Raw genomic sequence first — 24,922 nt, forward strand, 5'->3', positions numbered from 1 at the left:
GACTTATTGAGAATCTGATATGCCAAAACAATTTTTAGTTTTTGCAAGTTTCGTTGATCGTTTAAATGACCGTTTTGGTGTATTAGCGAGTTGGATGGTATTGATAGCTGTACTGGTCAGCACAGGAAATGCGCTGATTCGGTATGGCTTCAATGTCAGCTCCAATGGCTGGCTTGAAGCGCAGTGGTATTTATTCGCTGGTATGGTGATGTTTGGTGCTGCAACAACTTTTCGTCTCAATGAACACGTGCGAGTAGACGTGCTTTATGCAATGTACCCCAACAAATTTCGACTCTGGTTAGACTTTTGGGGTGGCATTGTTTTCTTCTTACCGGTAACAATCATCATTGGTTACTACTCTTGGGAATTTTTTATTACCTCGGTAATTCAAAATGAAACCTCGAGCAATCCTGGTGGTCTGATTCGTTGGCCAGTGCGTGGCGTGATTACTTTGGGCTTTTTCTTATTAACACTCCAAGGTATCTCAGAAATTATCAAACGCTACGCTGCCATTATTGGCATGATTCAAATCGATCCTAAGTACGAAAGACCGCTCCAATGATTAGCCATGAATTGATGGCCCCCATCATGTTTGGGGGCTTGATTGTATTTTTGTTGCTTGGATATCCAGCCGCTTTCTCTCTTGGCGCGGTTGGCTTATTCTTTTCTTTTATCGGCATCGAAATGGGCATGTTTCAGCCCACTTTCTTGCAAGCGCTACCAGACCGAGTCTTTGGCATTCTCTCGAATGACTTGTTACTCTCTATTCCCTTCTTCACCTTCATGGGTGCAATTCTGGAGAAGTGCGGGTTAGCAGAAGACATGCTCGAAGGTTTGGGTCAATTGTTTGGCCCAATCCGTGGTGGTCTAGCGTATGCCGTCATCATTGTTGGTGCGATTCTGGGTGCGATTACTGGGACTGTTGCTGCATCAGTAATTGCGATGGGCTTAATCTCTCTGCCAATCATGCTGCGCTACGGTTATAACCCACGTGTTGCAACGGGTGTGATTGCAGCCTCTGGAACCATTACTCAACTCATCCCACCATCACTCGTATTGATTGTGCTGGCTGACCAGTTAGGCAAGTCGGTTGGCGATATGTATGCTGGCGCCATTGGACCTTCCATCATTCAAGTAGTGCTGTTCTGTTTGTTTATTTTCTTTTTATCTATTTTTAGACCGCAAGATGTGCCAGCACTTCCACCTGAAGCGCGTCCAAAAATTGACTGGAAATTATTCAAGCGAATCTTGTGGGGCATTGTTCCCTCAATCGCACTCATCTTCTTAGTATTGGGAACCATCTTGATGGGTCTGGCTACGCCTACTGAAGGTGGAGCCATGGGGTCTGTAGGAGCTTTAGTTCTCGCTGCCATGAATAAGCGCCTAGAGAAACCGCTAGTCTGGGAGGCAATGACTTCCACGATGCGCATCAATGCCATGGTGATCTTCATTCTGATTGGCTCTACGGTATTTGGCTTAGCATTCCGCGGCGTTGATGGGGACCTCTGGATTGAGAATCTCTTATCAGGTCTACCAGGCGGTCAAGTAGGCTTCTTGATTGTGGTGAACTTGTTTGTCTTCTTCTTAGCCTTCTTCCTAGACTATTTTGAAATCGCCTTCATCATCATTCCATTATTAGCTCCAGTTGCGGAAAAGCTTGGCATTGACCTGATTTGGTTTGGCGTACTTCTCGGCGCCAATATGCAGACCTCATTCATGCATCCTCCATTTGGCTTCGCGCTGTTTTACCTGCGAGGGGTAGCACCAAAATCACTCAAGAGCTCTGATATTTACTATGGGGCCCTGCCTTGGGTTGGTTTGCAACTGATTCTGGTGGCCATCATCATCTTTATCCCAGAAACAGTGACCTACTTTGTTGATAAGCCAGCCGCTGTCTTTGATGCCAATGGCCCCTCCGTTGATCCATTGGCTGGCGTTGAACAAAATGAGATCACAGTAGACTCTAGTTCAGAGATCGAGCGACAATTGCGAGAAAATAAATAATATAAAAGCAGTAGAAAAAATAGAGGGGTTTTGCAATGCAAGCAAAGTGGGGCATTCAGGGGATGGCGGTAGCGCCGCACTCCCTCGCTTCTGAATCAGCTTTAGCAGTTCTTCGTGAAGGTGGCAATGCATTAGAGGCAATGGTAGCTGCAGCAGCAACCATTGCTGTTGTCTACCCACATATGAATTCCATTGGTGGCGACTCTTTTTGGGTGATCCATTCACCAGGCAAAGCCATGGGCGGTATTGATGCCTGCGGTGCGGCAGCTGGCTTAGCAAGCAAGCAGTGGTATGCCGAGCGTGGCATTACCAAAGCGATTCCTTTTCGTGGACCAGTAGCAGCAAACACCGTTGCCGGCACTATCTCTGGTTGGGGTGCTGCGCACAAACTCTCAAAACAAGGTCTTGGCGGAAAGATCCCTTTATCGCGTCTGCTAGCGGATGCGATTCATTACGCTGAAGCTGGCGTACCAGTAACTTATAGCCAATCAAGCCTGACTGCTAAAAAGCGTGAAGAGCTCAATCCCATTCCAGGATTTGCTAAAACATTTTTAGTGAATGGCAAAGCGCCAGCTGTGGGCAGCATCTTTAAACAAGCGCGCCTAGCTAAAACCTTACGGCAAATTGCCGCCAAAGGAACAGATGATTTTTACCGTGGCGATCTTGCAGATTTATTAGGCAAAGAACTCACGGATATTGGTAGCCCCCTGCGTTTAAGAGATCTACATCGTCATCGTGCCAAACTCATTGATCCGCTGGAACTTAAACACAGCCTGGGTAATGTCTACAACATGGTGCCACCTACCCAAGGCGTTGTGTCACTCATGATCATCGGCATCTTGGATCAACTCAATCTCAAGCGCTTCAAGGTCGATAGCACTGAATATGTTCATCATTGCGTTGAAGCGACTAAGCAAGCATTTAAGATTCGAGATCAGTTTGTCACCGACCCCGCTTACATGACAAAAAATGCGCAGTCTTTTTTATCGCCAGCATTTCTGAAAAGGTTAGCTAAAAATATAGATCCAAACAAAGCTTTACCCTGGGGTCAAGGCAAGGGACCAGCCGACACAATCTGGATGGGCGTGATTGATGGTGACGGTAACTGCGTCTCTTTCATTCAAAGTATTTATCACGAGTTTGGCGCTGGCATTGTATTGCCTCAATCAGGAGTGAATTGGCAAAACCGAGGTTGCAGTTTCTCTTTAGATCCCAAGACACTCAATCATCTCGAACCCTATCGCAAACCTTTTCACACACTCAATCCTGCGATGGCTCTATTTAAAGATGGCCGCTCGATGGTCTATGGAACGATGGGTGGAGATGGTCAACCGCAAACTCAATGTGCCGTATTTACTCGTACAGCAACGTATGGACTGGATCCACAAGATGCGATTAGTCGTCCACGCTGGCTACTAGGGAGAACTTGGGGCCAAACTAGCGACAGCCTGAAATTAGAATCTCGCTTTAGCCCATGGGTTGCAAAAGAATTACATGCGATGGGTCATGAAATTGAGATGCTCGATGCTTTTGATGAAACCGTAGGTCACGCAGGTTGCATCATTCGCGAACCATCTGGCACTCTCCGCGGGGGCTGGGATCCTCGCAGCGACGGTGCCGTTAGCGCGTTTTAGTAATCCATATTTTGGGTACGCGCAGATCCCAATAAATAGCGGCTGCGCGTAAACCAAAGATTCCTAACATACAAAGCACGGAACCCTCAATCGCATACTGAGGCATGAAGTTCAATACCAGCACATAGGCACAACAACCCAGTGTTACCGGAATCGCATAGAGCTCATGAGACATGATCAGTGTTTTTCTACCGGCCAATACGTCGCGTATTAAGCCACCGCCTATTGCCGTAATCACCCCCAAGATAACAGGCGCAACAGGCAAGCCAAAATCCATACCCCAGGCCTTGTCTGCCCCCTGAATCGCAAATAGGGCGGCACCAAAACCATCGATATACAACATCCAGCGATATATCTGTGGTTGGGTAAAAAAAGACTCAGCAAAAAATGTCAATACGCTCGCACCCAATGCAAGCCAAACATAAATCTGTCCTTCAGACCAAAAGATAGGGGCTTCCAAGATAATGTCTCGAATAGTCCCCCCGCCTATTGCAGTGATCAAACCAAGTACTAAAACACCAAAAAGATCGACTCCACGATCGGCAATAGCCAATACGCCAGTGACCGCAAAGGCCATGGTTGCAATGATGCCAATCCAAAAATGAATTTCGTACATAAGAAATAGTCTAAAGCAATTGAAAGACCCTTCTCGCCAATTTACTTCATGAATATACTGTTAGCCATGAATATAACGAAAGCATCTCCATGAAACCCCAGCTCTATAGCTATTGGCGTAGCTCTGCTGCCTTCCGTGTTCGTATCGCATTGAATATCAAAGGTGTGGACTATGAAGTGCTGCCAGTACACCTAAACAAAAATGGTGGCGAGCAACTATCTGAGGCGTATACCAGCAAAAATCCCAATCGCCTTGTGCCCTTATTTGACGATGGAAAAAATAGCATCCATCAATCACTTGCCATCATTGAGTACCTTGATGAGATTGCGCCTCAACCGGCTTTGCTACCAAGCTCACCGATCGATCGCGCTTGGGTACGTTCCTTGGCCATGGATATCGCTATTGATATTCATCCCATTAGTAATTTACGAGTACTACGCTACTTAATTAAACAAGTTGGCGCCAGTAATGAAGCAAAGGATGCCTGGTATCAACATTGGATCAAGTTAGGGCTTGCCAGCGTTGAAAAACAATTATGTAACGATCCACGCCTTGGGCGTTTTGCTTTTGGTGATCAACCAGGCCTGATTGATATTTGTTTAGTGCCGCAAATATTTAATGCCTTAAGCACCAAGATAGATATGAGCCCATACCCTACTCTCATGAAAATCTTCCATGAGTGCATGAATTTACCTGCGTTTATAGATGCTTCATGGGAGAAACAAATTGATGCAGAAGGGCCAAACCCCTCTATTTGATTGGTGATTCCATCATCTTGACTAAGGCATGAACAGATTCGTTATACGGCGTCGTAATTCCATGCCGCTTACCTAGCTCGACAATATAGCCATTTAAGAAATCAATCTCTGTCATTTTTCCTCTAGCCAGATCCTGGGCAGTTGAGGAAACCTGAGTAGCCATAGTGCTAGCAATAGAAGCATTTGCCGCGAGTGCCTCTGACATCGTGATATTAACATCTTCAAGCTCAGCAATTGCAAGAAACTCTTTGGTAATTTCTTCAATCAGTTTCACAATGCCAGGGGACTTCACCATCTCCCCATACGCAATCTGACCAATCCCAGAAATCGCATTGAAAGAACAGTTCACCAAAAACTTGAGCCACATATCTCTTTTAATCTGCGGCGCAATCGAACACGGAACCTTTGCCCCTTCAAATAACTTACAAATCTCTAGAAGCCCTTGATCGCCTTGAGGAACGGTGTTTGATGGATCACCAATCAGCAACTCACCTCTACCATGATGTTTCATAGTTCTTTGATCAATCATCCCTGCAGCAACATAGACCACCGCCGCATAAACCGGATTCACAATGATTTTGGTAGCAATATCAATATTGGCTACCCCATTTTGCAAACTGAGGATTACTGCCTTACTTGGCAAAATAGATTTAATTTCTGCAAGCGTGCGTTCTGTATCGAGCGACTTCACACTGAGTAAAACTAAATCGGCATCACTCAGAATAGCAAGATCAGAGCTTGCTTTGACCGCAATCGTTTCATGAAATGCTTTGCAATCCATCTGCAAGCCAGATTCATTGAGGGCCGTGGCACGCTCAGGCCTGGCTATAAAAGTAACATCATGATGTGCACGGGCTAACATGCCACCAAAGTAACACCCTACTGCACCCGCACCTAAGACGTATATTTTTTGATTACTTTGTGTTTTATAAATCAAGGACCAGTGTTCCGATTTTGATATGAGAGATACAGGGAGTTAAGTACTCCTGATGCTCGGCATCACTCAAAATACAATCTCCGTGCTCTACATCACCACTGATATATCTTGTCTTACATGTACCACATAAACCTGATTGGCAAGAAGTCGGTATCTCAATGCCTGATCTTGCCAAAGCATCGATAATGGACTCGTCTCGCGTGACATTTATTTTTTGGCCAGTACTCTGAACCTCAATCACTAGCCCTTCAGAGTCCGTGCTGGAAATTTTATTCACTTTTTTGTCTCACTCCACATCAAGAATGGGCTGCGATTGCAGCCCATCTCTTCTGACCTATAGATTAATGCTTAAACTGTGCTTTGGCAGTTTGCTCAAGCTCTTCCATTTTTTGCTTCACAAAGTCAGAGCGCTCTTTACCCTTGTACTGCTCGCTTTCGGTGAGAATGGCAATCACGCTCTTTGCAACAAAGCGTCTTTGCGCTACTTCTTCTTCAGTCGTGGCGCCAATTGGCAACTCAAATACATTACCTGAACAATAGCTATTGGGTGCGCCATTCAATTCCTTTAACCACTCAGCAAAGGCTTCTGCGCTTGCCGCTGGATTAGAGCCACGAACGGCATCACGCAACATCTTCCTAAATAAATAAGGGCCTGCATCAAACTTTGTTGGATTCTCAAGCGCATGAATAGCGATTGGTCTCTGACTAATGATGGCCTCGTAATCACCAGGTGCATATTGAGCCATCTTGTAATTAGATCGCGCCCTATGGTCTGCTGGAATATCCACAATATCGTTAATCGTGTGATTGCCAAAACGCTCAGCTCTTCGCAAGGCAACCTGACCATCTAAGAAGTCGATTGACTCATACCCGACCAGCTCTTTTTGTCCGATACCGCGAGTATCAATACCAGGGCCCATCACGCGCCAGCCAATCATCTTGCTATTAAAGTCGTCGACTGGAACTGTCCAACGGATGATATGGAAACGACTAAATAATTTTTTATTGGAGCCATCTTCAGAGGTATAGGCATGCAAGCTCAGATTTGGCAATACCTGGTGCTGAACGCGAATAAATAATTTTTCGTTATTAACACGACGCGCACCTGAACAAGCTAAGCCTCGGCCACCATGAATTGGCACAAACTGCATATCAGGGTGTACTTCCATCGTTGGGGAGCCCACTTCATCAAAAGTTGTACCTTGAAAATGGCCACCTACTACGTTTTTTGCAGCATGCAATTCTGCTGTATGGAAGTTATCGGCAGCATTGTCTTGTACTTGTAACCAATTACAGTGCTGGAAGTTGCTATAGGGCACCAGTTCATCGCCGGGGGCTACCGTGAAATCAGACTCCCACTCTGGAAATGGTGGCTCTTTATCGGGAGGTCCCATATAAGCAAATACCAAACCATTTCTTTCAAATGCTTTGTAAGCACCTTGCTGAATCGAGCAGGCATATTTTTCTGCTTCAGCTTCCTCGCCCTTAGGGAAGGGTGCATTCAAACAAGTGCCATCCACATCAAATACCATACCGTGATAGCAGCACTTAATACCGTGTTCTTGAATTTGCCCATATTCAAGTGAAGCGCCACGATGCACGCAATGGGCATGCAATACACCCACGCTTCCGCTACCATCACGAAACGCCACTAACTCTTCACCTAAGATGGTTAAAAATTTTGGAGTGTCAGTCAATTCAATTGACATGCATACCGGATGCCAAAAACCACGCATATACTCACCCATCGGTGTGCCGGGACCAACTTCTGTAAGCTCGGGATCATGCCCTGGAACTTTATTGGTGTAGTAGCCACCATAAGGAACTAATTTCTTAGGCGTTGCAGATCCTGCGGATGCGCCGACCTTTTTCTCCGCTTGTTCCTGTTTACTTGTCATTACTGAGACTCCTGTTGTAACTAGCTATATCTAAAACTGTTCAATTAATCAAACATATCTGGCTGGTTTTCTTTTAGATAACCCCAGATTGGCTGGAAATGCAACCAACCAATATATTCGCTGCCCACGTGTTCACGGCTATAGCGTGCAGTTTCTGGCGATAGCAACACAGGCTTAACACCTGTAGCCTCAACCATCATCTGCTGCTTACAACAACGCTCTAAAGCGATAAACCAGAACGCTGCAGCTTCAATACTATGACGACTTACTGTTAACAAGCCATGATTACGGTGAATAATCGCTTTCACTTTTTTCAAAGAACCTGCTACGTTGTAGCCAGAATTATCCTCAACTGCTACTTGACCAGCCTGTTCCGCTAAAACCATATGGTCTTCAAAGAATGCTGCGGCATCTTGAGAGATTGGATCCAATGGTTTACCTAGTGCCGCAAAGGCTGTGCCATAGACTGTATGTGCATGACACATAGCCACGATATCGGGATGTTTTTCATGAACTGCTGCGTGCAATACAAATCCAGCACGATTCAATGCATGCTTACCCTCCAAAATATTGCCTTCATGGTCTGCCAAGATTAAGTTAGACACTTTTACTTGATCAAAATGCACTGCCATTGGATTCGTCCAGTACAGATTTGGATGTTCCGGATCACGCACAGTTAAATGTCCTGCAAATCCATAATCAAACTTTTCTAAGGCGAATGCTCGGCAAGCAGCAACCAATCGCTCCTTGAGATGCTGACGTTCCTCAGCAAAACTATTGAATTTTGCTTGGTAGGGAAAAATCTGGGATTTGTCTTCAGGTTGATAAATAGACTCTCTGTCGCCCAAGTCCAATTTACGTTCTTTCTCCATTACCTCAGCCATGTGAATTCCTTTTTCTGTAATTGAAGCGAATTTGGTGTTTTGAGAACACTCAAACTATAACCAAGCCGTAATCATCGGCTTTCCCGAGGGTTTTGACAAACGATAACCATTCATGAATAGATGAATGAAAATCATGTATATTCTATTTACATGAGAAAAATACCAAATTATGTACTTTTGCGAGCTTTTGAAGCGGCTGCACGCCTCGAAAGCTTTACTTTGGCTGCTCATGAGCTACATCTCACACAGTCAGCCATTAGCCATCAAATTAAAGAGCTTGAAGACTATTTTGGTAAGCCGCTATTTTTGCGAAAGAACCGTAAAGTTGAGCCAACAGCTGAAGGGCGGCGTTTATTAGATTCACTCTCCAGAGTATTTGATGTCATTGAAGCAGCATGCAATGAAGTAACCCTTGCTCCAAACTCACAAGTTCTTGCCTTGCACTGCTCACCCAGTTTTGCAGCCAAATGGCTCAGTCCAAGACTGCCAGAGTTCATTAAAGATAATCCTGATATCACCATTCGACTCACTTCCGGAGCTGAGCCCATTGACCTATTGCGCAATCAAGAAATTGATATTGCCATCTCTTATCAATCGACTCATGAAGGCCCAGGAATTACTTCCCTATCTTTAGGCGAAGAAAACATTGTGCCACTATGCTCTCCTGAATTAATTGACCCAAGAATTCCAGTAGAAGAATTAATGAGTAAATTAACCTTGATTGAGTCTTCACTTAATCACCATACCTGGGAGCAATGGTTTGAGATTAATCATCTCAAAAACCCATCGACACGGAAGATGTCATTTGATCGTGCAGCCCTTTCTGTATCGGCTGCAGTAGATGGCATCGGTGCCGTGCTTGAGAGTGTGCGCTTTGCCGAAAGAGAACTATCGCGTGGAGAGCTTATGGAACTGGGCAAAGGTATCTTTTTACCGACTACCGATAGAACCCATTTTTTATCCTATCGGTCAAATACTAAAAACAGTCAAAAAATTAAAGTCTTCAAAGACTGGATATGCATTAAGGCTGGTGTTGCTACAAGCTAAAGTAATGGCTCATTTATTAGCTAAACATTTTTTCCATTTCACGACGAAATTGAATGGCTTGCTTAGTGGCATCGTAATCTACATCACTCCAGCACACTGGCTTTCCTGCTGGAATATCCTTATTCAATACCATGTTGTGAGCCAAACCAATAGGTAGAGCTCCGAGCTTTAATGAATCTGAGGCAGTCATCAGTTTTCCGTAGACAGTGAAGCCACCCTCTCCATCCAACTTCTCGCCCGCTTTGAGCGTACGCTTAGCGGTAGCCACTACATCACCCTTCCAATCGCCAGTCGCTCCAGTAGCCTCTCCACGTACCGCAATATTGGCTACTGAAATACCCAACTCCAGACCGATCAAGTGATAAGGCTTATACATCGCTGCATATTGACCGGTGTTATCTGTTTTTAGGCCGTATTGTGAGAAGCAATCAATCACATATTGACTGGGCGCTTCAAACACTGCAAAAACACCCCAACGTAAATCCCTAAATACCGGACGCCCATCTCTCTCAACTGAAGATACCACCTCAACAGTTCCTTTTTGAGTCAGGATCCCACCTTCGGAAATCGGTCGAAAAATATGTGGCAAGTCGTCCACTCCACAAGGTGGAAACTCTAATCCATTGCTTGGCGGATTTAAGTCGCAAGCGTTTGATACTGCAGCCATTTCCAGCGCGGATTTCGTGCCATCCAAAAAGGAATTGAACATTTGCGCATTGAAGTCACCGCCAGCAACTTGCTCCTCAGAAAATCCATAGTGACCCCAAACGGTATCGGGTGTGGACTGATGATAGATAGGTAAATATTTAGTGCCCTTACCTGCACACACCACTTCTAAGCCAATCGTTCTTGCCCAATCCACCAGCTCCGCAATAAGAGCAGGCTGATCTCCAGAAGCCATCGAGTAAATCACGCCCGCCTCTGCTGCTTTGCGTGCCAGTAATGGTCCTGCCAAAACATCTGCTTCTACATTGACCATAATGATGTGCTTGCGATGATCAAAACAAAGCAGGGCATGTCGAATACCAGCAGCAGGGCTGCCTGTAGAGTCGATCACAATATCAACGTGCTCACTAGCGATCATTCTTTCTGCATCATCAGTCACAAAAGTGGCGCCCGACTTAGCAGCATCTTGCAGTGATGTAGCGCTATAGCGAGGTGCATCCCAGCCTACCCTAGCCAGCGATTCTTTGGCGCGCGCAGGAGAAAGGTCAGCCACCGCAACCAAATGAATGCCTGGAGTACGCGGTACTTGTGAGAGATACATGGAGCCAAATTTACCAGCGCCAATGATGCCTACACGCACGGGGTTATTGTTAGCAGCGCGTGCTTTGAGCTTTTGAATCAGGGACATCTAAAAATCTCCAGTAAATTCAGTAATCAAAAATAGTGAAGTCATCATAAGGCATCAAGAGTAAATATTATTTTTTCAATGATGCTTGCGCTACCTTATAAATGCTATTTGCATTGACGCCGAAATACTCACGTAAGGCAGCTCTTGTATCACTTCTACCGAAACCATCCGTACCGAGCGTGATGTAACTTCTATCTTCTGGAATATAGGCACGTATGCTTTCTGGTAAAGCATGGACATAGTCAGTTGCCGCAATAATCGGGCCATAACCTTGTGTTAGAACCTGGCTAATAAATGCCTGCTCAACATCAGCCTCACCTGAAAGTCTTGCTTGCTCTTTTGCCTTACCATCCCTTGCTAACTCACTCCAACTAGTCACGCTAAATACATCAACATGGATACCAGAATGAACAAGCATCTCTGCCGCTTTTAATACCTCGGTCATGATGGCACCGGAACCCAGCAAACTCACATAAGAATTACCATCACCCTTGGTGGCCTTCATTGTCTTGAACTTATAGCACCCACGAATAACGCCCTCAGTTACGTTCTCAGGCAAATCGGGTTGGGCGTAGTTTTCATTCATAAGGGTGATGTAATAAAACAAATCTTTTTGATCAACTAGCATGTCCCGCATACCTTGATCCACAATCACCGCCAACTCACCAGCAAAGGCAGGATCATAAGCCTTGCAATTCGGAATGGTTGCAGCAACGAGTTGGCTACTACCATCTTGGTGCTGCAGGCCTTCGCCACCTAATGTTGTTCTACCAGAGGTTGCGCCCAACAAAAATCCCCTAGCACGTTGATCAGCAGCCGCCCAGATCGCATCGCCAATTCTCTGAAAGCCAAACATCGAGTAATAAATATAAAAAGGCAACATTGCAATTCCGTGGACGCTATAGCTAGTTGCTGCAGCAGTCCAGCTTGCAATGGCTCCAGCCTCACTAATACCCTCTTCCAAAATTTGTCCATCCAATGCCTCGCGATAGCTAAGCACGGAACCAATATCTTCTGGTTCATAGCGTTGGCCAACACTGGAGTAAATACCAACCTGCTTAAATAGATTGGCCATACCAAATGTGCGCGCTTCATCTGCAACAATGGGTACCACTCTAGGTCCCAACTGTTTATCTTTTAGCAAATTTCCAAGCATGCGCACAAAAGCCATCGTTGTGGACATCTCTTTATCTTCAGCCTTGATGGCAAAAGCTGCATATGAAGTGATATCAGGCACATTGAGCTTGTCGCATTCTGAATAGCGCTTAGGTAGATGTCCGCCAAGCTGATTGCGCTGATCTTTTAGATATTTGAGCTCCTCGCTATTCTCATCAGGCCTAAAGAAAGTGAGGCTAGTAGCCTGTTCATCGGTCAATGGTAAGTTAAAGCGATTACGATATTCGATCAAAGCCTCATCATCTAACTTTTTCTGGCTATGGGTAGTCATTTTTCCTTGGCCAGCATTGCCCATGCCATACCCTTTTTTGGTATGGGCCAAGATCACGGTAGGTTGACCTACATGGTTGGCAGCGGCTTGATAAGCTGCATGGATTTTGACTAAATCATGACCGCCTCTTTTCAGTCGATCGATTTGCTCATCCGTCATTCCCTGAGCAAGGCGTGCTAATTCTTCATTTTGTCCAAAGAAATTTTTGCGATTAAAGCTGCCATCCTTTGCTGCAAATGTTTGCATTTGTCCATCGACAGTTTGTGCAAAAGCCTTGACTAGCGCTCCGGTAGTATCTCTTGCAAAAAGCCCATCCCAATCACTACCCCAAACTAATTTGATAACGTTCCAACCAGAACCTCTAAACAGTTTTTCGAGCTCATCAATAATTCTGCCGTTGCCACGTACTGGGCCATCCAAACGTTGTAGATTGCAATTGACCACCCAAACTAAGTTATCCAGCTTCTCTCTGGAGGCCAATGTCAGAGCACTCATACTTTCTGGCTCATCCATCTCGCCATCACCAAATACACCCCAGACTTTTCTAGTTGAGCAATCTAGTAATTTACGATCACTGAGGTAGCGCATAAAACGCGCATGATAAATCGAGCTAATCGGACCAATCCCCATTGAGCCTGTTGGAAACTGCCAAAAATCTGGCATTAACCAAGGATGTGGATAGCTTGATAAACCTCTTGCTCCTGATTCAGGCGCAGTAATCTCGCGTCTGTAATGGGCAAGATCATTTTCAGTAAGTCGTCCCTCTAAATAGGCGCGGGCATATACCCCTGGAGCGCTATGTGGCTGAAAGAAAACCAAGTCTCCACGCTCAGTAGCATCACCGCCCTCAGTCCTTGCGCGGAAAAAATGATTAAACCCAACCTCAAACAAATCTGCTGCACTAGCATAGCTTGCAATGTGACCACCCAATTCACCATAGGCTTCATTTGCTTTCGCGACCATTGCCAGCGCATTCCACCGCATGAGTGAAGCCAGCTTTTCTTCAATCGCAAGATCTCCTGGAAAAGGAGGCTGCTGATCCACTGGGATCGAGTTGATATAAGGTGTGACTAAATCAGGCACCCAATTAATTTGATTTTTGTTAGCCAGCTTTACTAAATTATCCAGAATGAATTTAGCCCGCGCACTATCGCCTGAAGCGAGCAAATCCATAAAGGCCTCATTCCACTCCGCGGTTTCTGCTGGATCAGTGTCGATGTGCTCTAGATTTAAATATTTTTTGATATCGGGAGCGTTCATGAAAAATTCCTCTGTAACTTTTTATGTTCTAAATTCATAACATCACCTTACGAAAATCACCCAATAATTTGGTGAGATGGGTAGTGAAGTGCGTAGCTAAGGCGCCGTCAATGACGCGATGATCAGCGGTCATGGATAGTGGGCAAATCAAACGTGAAACAAATTGTGAACCATTCCACACAGGCTTCGTGGCCGACTTATTCACCGCTAAAATAGCTACTTCGGGTGCATTCACAATGGGAGCGCAGTAGGTGCCACCAATACCGCCCAATGAAGAGATCGTAAAAGATGCGCCCTGCATCTGATCCGGCTTCAGCTTTCCTTCTCGAGCCAGCAGGGCTAATCCAGCAGTCTCTTTGGCGATCTCGCGAATACCTTTCTGATCGGCATTACGAATCACGGGTACGACGAGACCGCCTGCGGTATCTACTGCAAAGCCGATATGGAAATACTTTTTCAAAATAAGATCTTCGCCATCGAGCGAAGAATTCAATGTGGGGTACTGCTTGAGAGCAGCAACTACGGCTTTGATTAAGAATGCCAACAAAGTAATTTTTACTTCATCTTTTTGATTCTCTTTATTTAATGCGGCACGAAACTCTTCCAAATCAGTAATGTCAGCATCATCGTGATAGGTTACTGCCGGAATCATGACCCAATTACGCGCTAGATTGGCAGCTGAAACTTTCTGAATGCGACTGCGAGCTTGGCGTTCTATTTCTCCAAACTTTGTAAAGTCCACTTTAGGCCAAGGCAGAAGATTAAAACCTGCAATGCCATGACTCACTTGAGAAGGAACACGCTCTCTTGCCAACATGGAGTGCTTGATAAATTGCTGAACATCTTCTTTGGTAACTCGACCTCTTTGGCCACTACCGTGAACTTGCCCAATATCGACACCAAATTCACGTGCAAATTTTCTGGTGGATGGGCCAGCCCAAAACTCGGGCCCAGCAGCGGCTTGATCCCTTTCAATTTGTAGCAAATTCTCAACTCCAGGAAACCCAATCTCAATACCCACAACCCCTCCAACCATTCACGGGTGTTTCAATGACTTTATTGTGTTGGATTACAGGCAAAATAGGATGCTAATAATGAGATATAAATCCTAATTTTCAGCATAATATGCTGATATCAGTAATTTTTGAGGAATTTTATGAAGCTAGACCCCATAGATATCAGAATTTTGAACGAACTCCAGAATGATAGCTCCCATAGCAATGTGGAGCTATCTAAGCGGGTTCACCTATCCCCGTCACCGTGCCTCATGCGCGTCAAAGCATTGAAAGATAAAGGTGTCATCAGAAACTATGTTGCGCTGGCAGACCCCAAGGTTTTAGGGCTTGGCTTAAATGTCTTTATTTCTATTAGCCTGAAAGAGCAGTCTAAAGAAGCGTTGGCTGCATTTGAACAACGCATTTCTGAACACGATGAGGTTATGGAGTGCTATCTGATGACTGGTGATAGTGACTATCTTATCCGGGTGGCAGTAGCTGATATGGGTGCATTGGAAAAATTTATCCTGGAGCAATTAACGCCTATCCCTGGGATTGAAAAAATCCGCTCTAGCTTTGCCTTAAAACAAGTACGCTATAAAACTGCCTTACCATTACCAAAGTAAAAGCAGGGCAATATAGAATTTATCTGAGACACTATTAAGAAAGAAAGTAATGCCACACAAAAATAAAGTAGCACTCATCACTGGAGCAGGAGTAGGCATTGGAAGGGCAGCAGCTAAAGCGCTTCTTAAAGGAGGCTATCAGGTCGTTCTCACTGGGCGCAATCTAGAGAAACTAGAAAAGGCAATTATCGATATTGGCGGAACAAACGAAAACTGTCTTGCGATCACTTGCGATGTTGGACAGCCTGACCAAGTCAAGAAATTATTCGCCGCTCTAAAAGAACGCTTTGGACGCATTGACGTGCTTTTTAATAATGCAGGTATTGGCGCCCCAGCAATTCCGATGGAAGACTTGACATATGAGCAGTGGATGAATGTGGTGAATTCAAATCTCTGCGGCGCATTCTTGTGTTCTCAAGAAGCAATTCGCATGATGAAAGCGCAATCGCCTCAAGGTGGCAGAATTATTAATAATGGCTCAATCTCCGCACATGCACCAAGACCAATGTCAGCGCCCTATACAGCCACTAAACATGCGATTAGCGGCTTAACAAAAACAATTTCGCTTGATGGCCGCCCATTTAATATTGCTTGCGGTCAAATTGATATTGGTAATGCAGCAACCGAAATGACTGAGCGTATGGCTGCCGGAATCATGCAGGCCGATCAATCAATTAAAGTTGAGCCGCGGATGGATGTTGACCATGTTGGAGAAGCTGTTCTACACATGGCCCAACTTCCACTAGAGAGCAATATTCTCTCAATGACAATCATGGCTACCAACATGCCTTTTGTTGGCAGAGGTTAATTAAATTACCGTGGCTCAAATGATCATTAGCAGGGATAAGTCATGAAAAACTCGCATCGTCGTAAGGTACTTTCCCTGGTAATTGCTGCCACACTCTTACCCAGTTTTCATGCCATCTCTGCCCCAGATAATGATTATCCAAATCGCTCGATAAAACTGGTTATCCCCTTCCCTGCGGGAGGTAGCACTGATGCAATGGCGCGTAATCTCGGCCCAGCCCTCGGAAAAGTACTCGGGCAATCGATTGTGATCGAGAATAAATCTGGCGCCTCCGGTACAGTTGGCGCAGATTTTGTTGCAAAAGCTGCACCTGATGGATACACGCTACTGATGGGAACCTTACATCTCACGATTGCCCAATCCGTTTTCCCAAAACTCAATTACCGCATTGATAAGGATTTGATTCCGATTGGAACGGTAGGAATGATTCCCAATGTTGTAGTGGTAAATGCATCCATTCCAGCAAATAACATCAAAGAATTAGTTGCCCTAAGCAAAGTAAATTCCGATAAATATGATTACGCTTCAGTTGGACCGGGGTCTGCACATCACCTTATTGGAGAGATGTTCAAAATTAAAACGGGCGCCAGCTTAACTCATATACCGTATCGCGGTAGTGCTCCTGCTGTAGTTGATTTGCTTGGCGGTCAAATATCGGTCATGTTTGATACGATTCCATCCGCTTTGCCTCATATCAAGGATGGAAAAACAAAAGCATTGGCCGTGACAACTGCAAAACGTTCTAGCACCCTACCAAATGTGCCCACCTTAATTGAGTCTGGAATAGCAATTGACGTGGGCACTTGGAATGGATTAATGGCGCCCGCAGGCACCGATCAAGCAATTATCGATAAACTCAATCGAGCAATTGTGACGGTGCTAAGTGACCCAGAGATGCGCAAACAATTGCAAGCACTTGGCATTGAACCAATGCCAAGCACCCCAGCCGAACTGAAGGTACGCATCAGCAAAGAAATTGTTGACTACAGTAATTTGGTTAAAGAACTAAAGCTCAGCGTTGAATAGTTCAAAACTTAAGCAATTTTTTTGAGCGTCTTAATATAACGCTGTGCATTTTTTACATAGCGTCCAGCGATTTCGCCGATACTTGTAATTTGCTCTGGCGTGAGGGCTTTCACTGCTTTAGCAGGAGAGCCAATAATCATCGAACCATCTGGAAATTCTTTACCTTCAGTAACTAAGGCACCAGCACCAACCAAACAATGCTTACCAATCTTGGCGCCATTCAAAATTACTGCGCCAATCCCAATTAGGCTGCCATCACCAATACTGCAGCCATGGAGCATCACTTGGTGACCCACAGTCACATTCTTGCCAATCAAGAGAGGATAGCCGGGATCTGTATGAAGTACTGATGCATCTTGCACATTACTGCCTTCACCAACTTGAATCAGATCGTTATCGCCGCGGATCACAACTTTGGGCCAAATATTAGCGCTTTGATGAAGCTCAACCCTACCAATCACTTCCGCGCTCTCAGCAACCCAAGCACCTCCCGCTAATTGAGGGGCATTTCCGTCTAGTTCATATATAGCCATGACTCATTATAGGTATGAATCAGGCTATATATGAAAGACTAAAGCTATCACTTACTGCAAAAGAATTACCAGTTCGGCTCACGATCCGGAGTAGAAGAAATACGATGCACACTTAAGTCAGCCCCCTCAAATTCTTCTTCCTGTGACATCCGAATTCCAAGGACAGCTTTTAAGGTTCCATAGACTAAGATGCCACCGATCACAGCGATGCCAACCCCTAAGACACTGCCAATCAGCTGACCCGTAAAAGTTACTCCGCCAATTCCACCCAATGCCTTGGCACCAAAGATGCCAGCAGCCAGACCACCCCACAAGCCACATAATCCATGCAAAGGCCAGACGCCGAGTACGTCATCAATCTTCCAGCGGTTTTGTACCAAGGTAAACATATAGACAAACAAGGCGCCTGCAACTAGGCCAACCACTAAAGCACCAACCGGATGCATTAAGTCGGATCCGGCACATACTGCTACCAAACCTGCAAGAGGTCCGTTATAGGTAAAACCAGGATCGTTGCGTCCAACTACCCATGCAGCAAGGGTGCCACCGACCATTGCCATCAAAGAGTTCATAGCAACTAAACCACTGATTTTGTCGATTGTTTGCGCACTCATCACATTAAAACCAAACCAACCTACCGCCAAAATCCAAGCACCCAATGCCAAGAAAGGAATACTAGATGGTGGATGTGCGGAGATTTGGCCCTCTTTGGTATAGCGACCACGGCGCGCACCCAAGAGAACCACTGCCGGTAAAGCGATCCAACCACCAACTGCGTGGACTACGACAGAACCAGCAAAGTCGTGGAACTCCTCACCGGTCAAGCCTTTGATCCAAGCCTGAATACCGTAGTGCTGATTCCAAGCAATACCCTCAAAGAAGGGATACACAAAACCCACCAATACAAATGTTGCGATTAGCTGTGGATTAAATTTAGCGCGCTCAGCAATACCGCCTGAAATAATTGCTGGAATTGCAGCAGCAAAAGTTAATAAGAAGAAAAACTTTACCAACTCATAACCATTTTTCTCAGCTAGTAATTCAGCGCCGGAGAAAAAGCTCACACCGTATGCAATGCTGTAGCCAATAAAAAAGTAAGCGATGGTCGAAACAGCAAAGTCGACCAAAATTTTTACTAAAGCGTTCACTTGATTCTTCTTACGAACCGTTCCGAGTTCTAAGAAGGCAAAGCCAGCATGCATGGCAAGAACCATGATCGCGCCGAGCAAAATAAACAAAGCATCAGTACCTGATTTCAAAATTTCCATGTGATTTTTCCCTTCTATTTTTTGCATCATTATGGGGAACAAAAAAATCTAAATAGGTGCAAATTGCACTTATTTAGTGCATAAATTAGGTATATTTATGGTTTATGATGGTTTTACATACACCCAAGGGAGAACCCATGAAGAAAGTCCTCGTTTTTTTAGCTGCTTTTGCAGCATTTTCTGGCCTAGTACAAGCTCAATCAAACGCCAACGTAAAGTTACTGAGTACCCAAGAACTTATAAACGTTTGCAAATTACCTGCTAGCCCAGAATCCCGCAGCTTCTGTATTGGCTACTCCACCGCAATTTATGACACTTACCTGGCTACACGTCATCCACAACGCGCACAACCTTTTATTTGCTTGAAGCAACCTGCTCCATCACGCGATGAAGTGATTGCTGATTTCGTCAAATTTGGACAAGAGCATCAACAAACTGCTGATAAACCAGCAGCAGGCGTGTTCTTGGGCTTTTTAGCTGCACGCTTTCCATGCGCCAAAAAATAATCCGAGCACTCTTCAATTAAAAATTAATTTAAAGGATCTGTTGATATGAAAAAAATTATCGCGATTACTGTAGCAACTCTCGCAATTGCCGGTTGTTCAAATATGAGCAACACTGAACAACGCACCCTATCCGGCGCAAGTATTGGTGCAGCTGCTGGTGCAGTTGGCACCGCTATTTTCCACGGCAACCCGATCTGGGGTGCAGTTGGTGGTGCAGCTGTTGGCGCTGCATCTGGTTATGTTTATGACGCTTATAAGAAAGAACAAGCATCTGAATATAACTCTGGATACAACGCTGGTAAAAATAATAAGCCGGCTAATGCGCCTAACTAACTTCGTTATCTAGCTGTCGCCTTAGCAACTTCAAGGCACACACTGCCCAGCTTGTATTAATTTACCAGCTGGGTTTTTATTTGGATATCGCCAGCCAAGGCCTTATGAATTGGGCATTTATTAGCAATCTCTATTAATCGTTCTTTTTCTTCTGCACTCAAATTGCCTTGCAACTGGATGTCGCGAATCAATATTTCAACATCATCTACTCGCTCAATATCGACTGTCACAATCGCATTCTCTAAATTCATCGACTTTCGCGTTGAATACATTTTGAGTGTCATGCTCGTGCAGGCAGCCAAAGCGGCACCTAAATACTCATGGGGGGTAGGGCCAGTTTCATTGCCACCATGAGTCACGTAAGCATCAGATAAAAAATGCAAGTCGCCGGTAGTCAATTTTTGTTGCAACGGGCCATCGCCAAACTGGGATACTACTTTTCTCATCATCTCTCCAAATTGATTAACTGAATATTGATTTTTTAAAAAATGATTTAACTTGCATGGGGTTTACTGATCTGCTCGACAGTAGGTAACCCAGCTTTCTTCCAAGAACTAAATCCGCCCTCCAGATGGCACACATTAGGTACGCCCATTTTTTGCAAAGTCTCGGTCGCTAAGGCTGAGCGCCAGGCTGAAGCACAATATAAAACTAGTCGTTTACCTTCGCCAAAAATAGGCTTGTAATAAGGGCTATCGGGGTCAACCCAAAATTCCAACATCCCCCGCGGAGCATGCAAAGCATTGGGAATCATGCCCTCTCGCTCGAGCTCTCTTACATCACGAATATCCACAAATACCGTATCGGAATCCGACAATAATTCTTGCGCCTGATCCAAAGGAACTGTTTCAATTTGCGCCATAGCGCTATTAATCAGAGCCTGATATCCAATCTTTAATTTCACCAAAATCTCCTAAAGTGCCAATGTTTTGTATTGCTTGGTCACCTGCTAACATTCTCCTATGAACTTTACTCTCACAGAACTTGGTGCAAGTATTATTTTTGCAATCGCAGTCTTACACACCTTTTGTACTAGTTATTTTGAATCTCTCGCTAAAACCATCCCGAAACATGCTGGTCTTTGGCATCTCCTGGGCGAGGTAGAAATTGTCTTCGGCTTTTGGGCTGCCGTTCTCATTATCTACATCTCTTTTATCGATCATTTAGGCGCTGCAAAAACCTATTTAGATCAACGTAACTTTACAGAGCCGTTGTTTGTCTTTGCCATCATGATTGTGGCTGGCAGTAAACCCATTTTGTATTTTTCGACACAACTCTTGCATACCATTGCCAAAGGTATGCAAGTCTTACTACGCACTCGTAGCGCTCCAACCCTTTATTTTCTGACTCTAGGGATCACGCCGCTCTTGGGCTCTCTCATTACTGAGCCGGCAGCGATGACCTTGGCAGCATTTTTGCTGCGCGATTTGGTATACCGCCACCAGTGCTCGAAGGCCTTGCTGTTTGGGACCCTAGGGGTACTGTTTGTGAACATTTCGATTGGTGGAACACTGACTAACTTTGCTGCGCCACCAGTACTCATGGTTGCCTCAACCTGGGGTTGGAGTTCGGCATTCATGTTCACTCATTTTGGTTTTGAATCTTGTGTGGCGATTTTTATCAACGCTCTTGGCGCAACACTCTTATTTCAGAAGCAACTAATTGAACCAAACGAGTCTCATAAATCTATCAAGATTCCAGTTGTCGTCATTACGATGCACCTACTCTTTTTACTAGGCGTAGTCGTATTTGCACACGATCCTATTATTTTTATGTGGCTCTTATTATTTTTTATTGGCTTCACTACAGCCTATCCAAAACATCAAAGCCCACTCATTATCAAAGAAGCACTCCTGGTTGGATTTTTCTTGGCGGGATTGGTTGTCTTAGGGGCTCTTCAAGGATGGTGGTTACAACCCATTCTGGAAATGATGAGCCCTACAGCAGTGTTTTATGGAAGCCTAGCCTTAACTGCGATTACCGATAACGCGGCATTAACTTACTTAGGTTCACTAGTGACAGGTACCTCACTCGAATTCAAATTAGCCTTAGTAGGGGGCGCTGTTGCTGGTGGCGGTCTCACAGTCATTGCCAATGCCCCAAATCCAGCGGGTATTGCGATATTGCGCAGTTACTTTCCGGGGGGCGCCGTTTCAGCACTTTATTTACTGCTTGCTGCGTTACCACCCACATTAGTCGCTATTGCAGCATTTCGCCTCTTATAGGTAAAGCAAAGCACTTCCACAGTAAAATCTGAGCTTCGCCCCCAGTTATAAACCTGAGAACGGCATATGAAAAAGCTCTATATCAAAACCTTTGGCTGTCAAATGAACGAGTACGACTCGGGCAAGATGGCCGATCTCCTTCATGCTGATGAAGGCATGGCCATGACAGACTCTCCTGAAGATGCAGATGTCGTGCTCTTAAATACCTGTTCGATTCGAGAAAAAGCGGAAGACAAAGTCTTTTCTGATCTCGGTCGCCTACGCGAGCTTAAAAAAACAAAGCCTGAATTGCTCATCGGAGTTGGCGGTTGCGTAGCTAGCCAAGAAGGTCAACAAATTGTGAGTCGCGCACCCTATGTTGATGTGGTGTTTGGTCCGCAAACTTTACATCGATTAACTGACCTGATTGCGCAACGTCGTAAAACCGGTATTTCTCAGGTGGATATTTCTTTTCCAGAGATAGAAAAGTTTGATCATCTCCCTGCCTCGCGACAGACTCGGGGCTCTGCGTACGTCTCTATTATGGAAGGCTGCTCAAAGTATTGCAGCTATTGTGTCGTTCCCTATACCCGTGGAGAAGAAGTTTCTAGACCATTCGATGATGTACTTGCCGAAGTCGCTGGACTTGCGAGCAAGGGCGTTAAAGAGATTGTCTTGCTTGGCCAAAACGTCAATGCTTATCTTGGCAGAATGGGTCAGACAGAAGAGATTGCTGACTTTGCCCTTTTAGTTGAATACATTGCAGAGATTCCTGGGGTTGAACGTATTCGCTTTACTACCAGCCACCCAAAAGAATTTACACAGCGCTTGATTGATGTTTACGCCAAGGTACCAAAGCTCGTGAGCCACTTACACCTACCAGTGCAACATGCTTCAGACACGATCTTATCCGCAATGAAGCGTGGCTATACAGCCTTGGAATACAAAAGCATTATTCGAAAAATGCGTGCTGTTCGCCCTGACCTCACTTTATCTAGCGATTTCATCGTGGGGTTTCCAGGGGAAACGGATGCAGACTTTGAGAAGCTTTTAAAGATGGTTGGAGAACTCGAATTTGATAACAGCTTTTGCTTCATCTTTAGCCCAAGGCCTGGCACCCCAGCAGCGAACTTAAGTGATGACACTCCTTATGAGGTCAAGCTCAAACGTTTACAAACACTGCTTGCTGTGATCGAAGGCCAAGCTCATCAGATTAGTCAAAAAATGTTGGGCAATACTGAAAAAGTATTAATCGAAGGATTGGCGAAGGACGGGGTCAATTTACAAGGCCGCGCAGAAAATAATCGGGTAATTCACTTTACCGCCCCCAAGCAAGAGATAGAGTCTTTGATTGGTCAAATGGTGGATATTCAAATTACTGAAGTCCTCAACTACACCTTAAGAGGTGAACTGGTAGAAGCTCATGCAAACTAATACCAAATTAAAAACTTCCAAACTCGATATAGAGATTCAGTATGCAAGCCCAGCAATTGAATCTGCCTTGGTGAAAGTAGCATCATCTACACTCATTAAAAAATGGGTCAAGGTCACCACGAATAGCGTGGGACTACTAACACTACGGTTTGTGAATGCTGCGGAAGGTAAAAAACTGAATACTGCATATCGTCAAAAAGATTACGCAACCAATGTACTGACTTTTCCCTATGAGCGCTCTAAAAATAGTGTTGCAGCGGATATTATTTTTTGCCTGCCAGTGATCCAGCAAGAGGCCAAAGCACAAGAAAAAACATTGAAAGCGCACTTAGCGCATTTAGTAGTTCATGGCTGCCTTCATGCTCAGGGATTTGATCATGAGGCTGAAAAGGACGCTAAAAAGATGGAGGCTATCGAAATCAGCCTTCTTAAAAAATTGGGGTTTCCGAACCCTTATTTAGCGACCTAATTTTTACTCCGACATCTTTCTAAGCTATTCTTGCAATATGCCCGACCCCAAATCCCTATTAGATCGCCTAGCTGATTTTTTATCCCCTCAGCCAACTAGCCCCAGCGAACGCCGTCAAGAACTCATTGAAACGCTGCGCGAAGCACAAACCGAAGGCTTAATTGATGCCGATGCCCTCTCCATGATTGAGGGTGTATTTCAGGTGGGTCAATTGTGTGCGCGAGATATCTTGGTCCCGCGCGCCCAAATCGACTGGATCGATATCAGTCAACCCTTACCTGAAATTGTAAGGATCGCAATTGAAGCAGCTCACTCTCGTTTTCCTGTTTTTGAAGGATCCCGTGACAATGTCATTGGCATCTTGTTAGCCAAAGATTTATTACGTCATTCCACTGAAAAAGATTTTCAGGTGCGTGATTGGTTGCGCCCCGCAGTATTTATTCCCGAATCTAAGCGTTTGAGTGTTCTATTGCGCGACTTCAAAGACAATCGAAATCACTTAGCTGTTGTAGTAGATGAATACAGCGGTATTGCAGGCATCATCACGATCGAAGATGTACTGGAGCAAATTGTTGGTGATATTGAAGATGAGCACGATATCGACGAAGAGGCCGACAATATTATCTCCTTAGATAATGGCGATATTCGCGTTAAAGGTATTACCGAACTTGAGCAACTGAATGAAGCCCTTGGCACGCACTTTGCTGAAGAAGATATCGAAACTGTTGCAGGCCTGGTGATTCAGCACTTAGGGCGCGTTCCCAAGATAGGCGAACTGATTGAGATGAACGACATTGAATTCGAAGTTCAGCGCGCCGATCCACGGCAAATTCATATCCTGCTAGCGCGACAAAAAGCTAAAAAAGCAGACTAAGGACTGG

25 protein-coding genes and 1 pseudogene are annotated in these 24,922 nt (G+C 45.0%); 14 read left to right on the forward strand and 12 right to left on the reverse strand.

What is annotated here, in order from left to right:
* Positions 1-19 precede the first annotated feature (19 nt).
* From C2756_RS09625 to C2756_RS09635, 3 genes are read left to right on the forward strand one after another with little or no spacing between them, the layout of a single operon-like run.
* On the forward strand, positions 20-562 hold the full coding sequence (locus tag C2756_RS09625) for a TRAP transporter small permease subunit (RefSeq protein WP_215295830.1): 543 nt from the start codon (positions 20-22) through the stop codon (positions 560-562).
* Positions 559-2,004: a TRAP transporter large permease subunit gene (locus C2756_RS09630; protein WP_215295831.1), complete on the forward strand. Its 1,446-nt coding sequence runs from the start codon at positions 559-561 to the stop codon at positions 2,002-2,004. The genes C2756_RS09625 and C2756_RS09630 overlap by 4 nt, the downstream gene beginning before the upstream one ends.
* 35 nt (positions 2,005-2,039) lie before the next feature.
* Positions 2,040-3,638 (forward strand): gamma-glutamyltransferase family protein, encoded by a 1,599-nt coding sequence (locus tag C2756_RS09635; protein WP_215318952.1) that lies wholly within the window; start codon positions 2,040-2,042, stop codon positions 3,636-3,638.
* On the opposite strand, the gene C2756_RS09640 is transcribed toward C2756_RS09635, so the two are convergent.
* The gene (locus C2756_RS09640; RefSeq protein ID WP_215318954.1) at positions 3,625-4,254 is read right to left on the reverse strand and encodes a trimeric intracellular cation channel family protein; all 630 of its coding nucleotides are present in this window, start codon (positions 4,252-4,254) and stop codon (positions 3,625-3,627) included. The two genes, C2756_RS09635 and C2756_RS09640, sit on opposite strands and share 14 nt — an antisense overlap.
* Positions 4,255-4,343: 89 nt before the next feature.
* Here C2756_RS09640 and maiA point away from each other — a divergent pair, with 89 nt between their 5' ends.
* Entirely contained in the window at positions 4,344-5,012 is a 669-nt protein-coding gene (gene maiA, locus C2756_RS09645; RefSeq protein WP_215318956.1) for a maleylacetoacetate isomerase, read from the forward strand.
* On the opposite strand, the gene C2756_RS09650 is transcribed toward maiA, so the two are convergent.
* The 4 genes from C2756_RS09650 to C2756_RS09665 form a co-directional block, all read right to left on the reverse strand.
* Positions 5,005-5,949: a ketopantoate reductase family protein gene (locus C2756_RS09650; protein ID WP_215318962.1), complete on the reverse strand. Its 945-nt coding sequence runs from the start codon at positions 5,947-5,949 to the stop codon at positions 5,005-5,007. The two genes, maiA and C2756_RS09650, sit on opposite strands and share 8 nt — an antisense overlap.
* The gene (locus C2756_RS09655; protein ID WP_215295836.1) at positions 5,939-6,226 is read right to left on the reverse strand and encodes a 2Fe-2S iron-sulfur cluster-binding protein; all 288 of its coding nucleotides are present in this window, start codon (positions 6,224-6,226) and stop codon (positions 5,939-5,941) included. The genes C2756_RS09650 and C2756_RS09655 overlap by 11 nt, the downstream gene beginning before the upstream one ends.
* 64 nt (positions 6,227-6,290) lie before the next feature.
* Complete coding sequence (locus C2756_RS09660) at positions 6,291-7,847, reverse strand: Rieske 2Fe-2S domain-containing protein (RefSeq protein ID WP_215318964.1); 1,557 nt, start codon at positions 7,845-7,847, stop codon at positions 6,291-6,293.
* 44 nt (positions 7,848-7,891) lie between these two features.
* Entirely contained in the window at positions 7,892-8,731 is an 840-nt protein-coding gene (locus tag C2756_RS09665) for a class II aldolase/adducin family protein (RefSeq protein ID WP_215295838.1), read from the reverse strand.
* Positions 8,732-8,881: 150 nt separating this feature from the next.
* Between C2756_RS09665 and C2756_RS09670 the strand changes: the two genes are divergently transcribed.
* Positions 8,882-9,778, forward strand: coding sequence for a LysR substrate-binding domain-containing protein (locus C2756_RS09670; RefSeq protein ID WP_251372045.1), 897 nt, complete (start codon positions 8,882-8,884; stop codon positions 9,776-9,778).
* Between the two features lie 16 nt (positions 9,779-9,794).
* On the opposite strand, the gene C2756_RS09675 is transcribed toward C2756_RS09670, so the two are convergent.
* The 3 genes and pseudogenes from C2756_RS09675 to C2756_RS09685 all read right to left on the reverse strand — a co-directional run.
* Entirely contained in the window at positions 9,795-11,132 is a 1,338-nt protein-coding gene (locus C2756_RS09675) for an NAD(P)H-dependent oxidoreductase (RefSeq protein WP_215318968.1), read from the reverse strand.
* Between the two features lie 67 nt (positions 11,133-11,199).
* Positions 11,200-13,839 (reverse strand): alpha-ketoglutarate dehydrogenase, encoded by a 2,640-nt coding sequence (gene mdeB / locus C2756_RS09680; RefSeq protein WP_215318970.1) that lies wholly within the window; start codon positions 13,837-13,839, stop codon positions 11,200-11,202.
* A gap of 34 nt (positions 13,840-13,873) precedes the next feature.
* Positions 13,874-14,776 (reverse strand): annotated as a pseudogene (locus tag C2756_RS09685) (2-oxo acid dehydrogenase subunit E2); the annotation flags it as partial.
* Between the two features lie 219 nt (positions 14,777-14,995).
* Here C2756_RS09685 and C2756_RS09690 point away from each other — a divergent pair.
* Genes C2756_RS09690 through C2756_RS09700 form a run of 3 tightly spaced genes read left to right on the forward strand, consistent with a single transcriptional unit; the run spans position 14,996 to position 17,294 of the window.
* Complete coding sequence (locus tag C2756_RS09690) at positions 14,996-15,460, forward strand: Lrp/AsnC family transcriptional regulator (protein WP_215318974.1); 465 nt, start codon at positions 14,996-14,998, stop codon at positions 15,458-15,460.
* Between the two features lie 49 nt (positions 15,461-15,509).
* Entirely contained in the window at positions 15,510-16,268 is a 759-nt protein-coding gene (locus tag C2756_RS09695; RefSeq protein ID WP_215318976.1) for an SDR family oxidoreductase, read from the forward strand.
* A 42-nt stretch (positions 16,269-16,310) separates the two neighbouring features.
* The gene (locus C2756_RS09700; RefSeq protein WP_215318978.1) at positions 16,311-17,294 is read left to right on the forward strand and encodes a tripartite tricarboxylate transporter substrate binding protein; all 984 of its coding nucleotides are present in this window, start codon (positions 16,311-16,313) and stop codon (positions 17,292-17,294) included.
* A gap of 8 nt (positions 17,295-17,302) precedes the next feature.
* Here C2756_RS09700 and C2756_RS09705 read toward each other — a convergent pair whose 3' ends face one another.
* Entirely contained in the window at positions 17,303-17,827 is a 525-nt protein-coding gene (locus tag C2756_RS09705) for a gamma carbonic anhydrase family protein (protein ID WP_215318979.1), read from the reverse strand.
* Positions 17,828-17,892: 65 nt separating this feature from the next.
* Entirely contained in the window at positions 17,893-19,095 is a 1,203-nt protein-coding gene (locus C2756_RS09710) for an ammonium transporter (protein ID WP_215295846.1), read from the reverse strand.
* Positions 19,096-19,232: 137 nt separating this feature from the next.
* Here C2756_RS09710 and C2756_RS09715 point away from each other — a divergent pair, with 137 nt between their 5' ends.
* Both C2756_RS09715 and C2756_RS09720 read left to right on the forward strand, forming a co-directional pair.
* Positions 19,233-19,601 carry a Rap1a/Tai family immunity protein gene (locus tag C2756_RS09715; protein WP_215295847.1) on the forward strand — a complete coding sequence of 123 codons (369 nt, stop codon included), beginning with the start codon at positions 19,233-19,235 and terminating at the stop codon, positions 19,599-19,601.
* A 45-nt stretch (positions 19,602-19,646) separates the two neighbouring features.
* On the forward strand, positions 19,647-19,934 hold the full coding sequence (locus C2756_RS09720; protein WP_216126861.1) for a membrane lipoprotein lipid attachment site-containing protein: 288 nt from the start codon (positions 19,647-19,649) through the stop codon (positions 19,932-19,934).
* Positions 19,935-19,990: 56 nt separating this feature from the next.
* On the opposite strand, the gene C2756_RS09725 is transcribed toward C2756_RS09720, so the two are convergent.
* Entirely contained in the window at positions 19,991-20,380 is a 390-nt protein-coding gene (locus C2756_RS09725; protein WP_215297505.1) for an OsmC family protein, read from the reverse strand.
* Between the two features lie 47 nt (positions 20,381-20,427).
* Positions 20,428-20,838, reverse strand: a complete 411-nt coding sequence (locus C2756_RS09730) for a rhodanese-like domain-containing protein (RefSeq protein ID WP_215318981.1) — start codon at positions 20,836-20,838, stop codon at positions 20,428-20,430.
* Positions 20,839-20,896: 58 nt separating this feature from the next.
* Between C2756_RS09730 and C2756_RS09735 the strand changes: the two genes are divergently transcribed.
* From C2756_RS09735 to C2756_RS09750, 4 genes are all read left to right on the forward strand, one after another.
* Positions 20,897-22,159, forward strand: coding sequence for a putative Na+/H+ antiporter (locus tag C2756_RS09735; protein ID WP_215318991.1), 1,263 nt, complete (start codon positions 20,897-20,899; stop codon positions 22,157-22,159).
* A 66-nt stretch (positions 22,160-22,225) separates the two neighbouring features.
* Positions 22,226-23,572, forward strand: coding sequence for a tRNA (N6-isopentenyl adenosine(37)-C2)-methylthiotransferase MiaB (gene miaB, locus C2756_RS09740; RefSeq protein WP_215318992.1), 1,347 nt, complete (start codon positions 22,226-22,228; stop codon positions 23,570-23,572).
* Complete coding sequence (gene ybeY, locus C2756_RS09745; protein ID WP_215319004.1) at positions 23,562-24,041, forward strand: rRNA maturation RNase YbeY; 480 nt, start codon at positions 23,562-23,564, stop codon at positions 24,039-24,041. The genes miaB and ybeY overlap by 11 nt, the downstream gene beginning before the upstream one ends.
* Positions 24,042-24,078: 37 nt before the next feature.
* The gene (locus C2756_RS09750; RefSeq protein ID WP_215319010.1) at positions 24,079-24,915 is read left to right on the forward strand and encodes an HlyC/CorC family transporter; all 837 of its coding nucleotides are present in this window, start codon (positions 24,079-24,081) and stop codon (positions 24,913-24,915) included.
* The last annotated feature ends 7 nt before the right edge of the window (positions 24,916-24,922 follow it).

Origin of the sequence: Polynucleobacter sp. UB-Siik-W21, from assembly GCF_018687415.1 — a bacterium.
Taxonomy (GTDB): domain Bacteria; phylum Pseudomonadota; class Gammaproteobacteria; order Burkholderiales; family Burkholderiaceae; genus Polynucleobacter.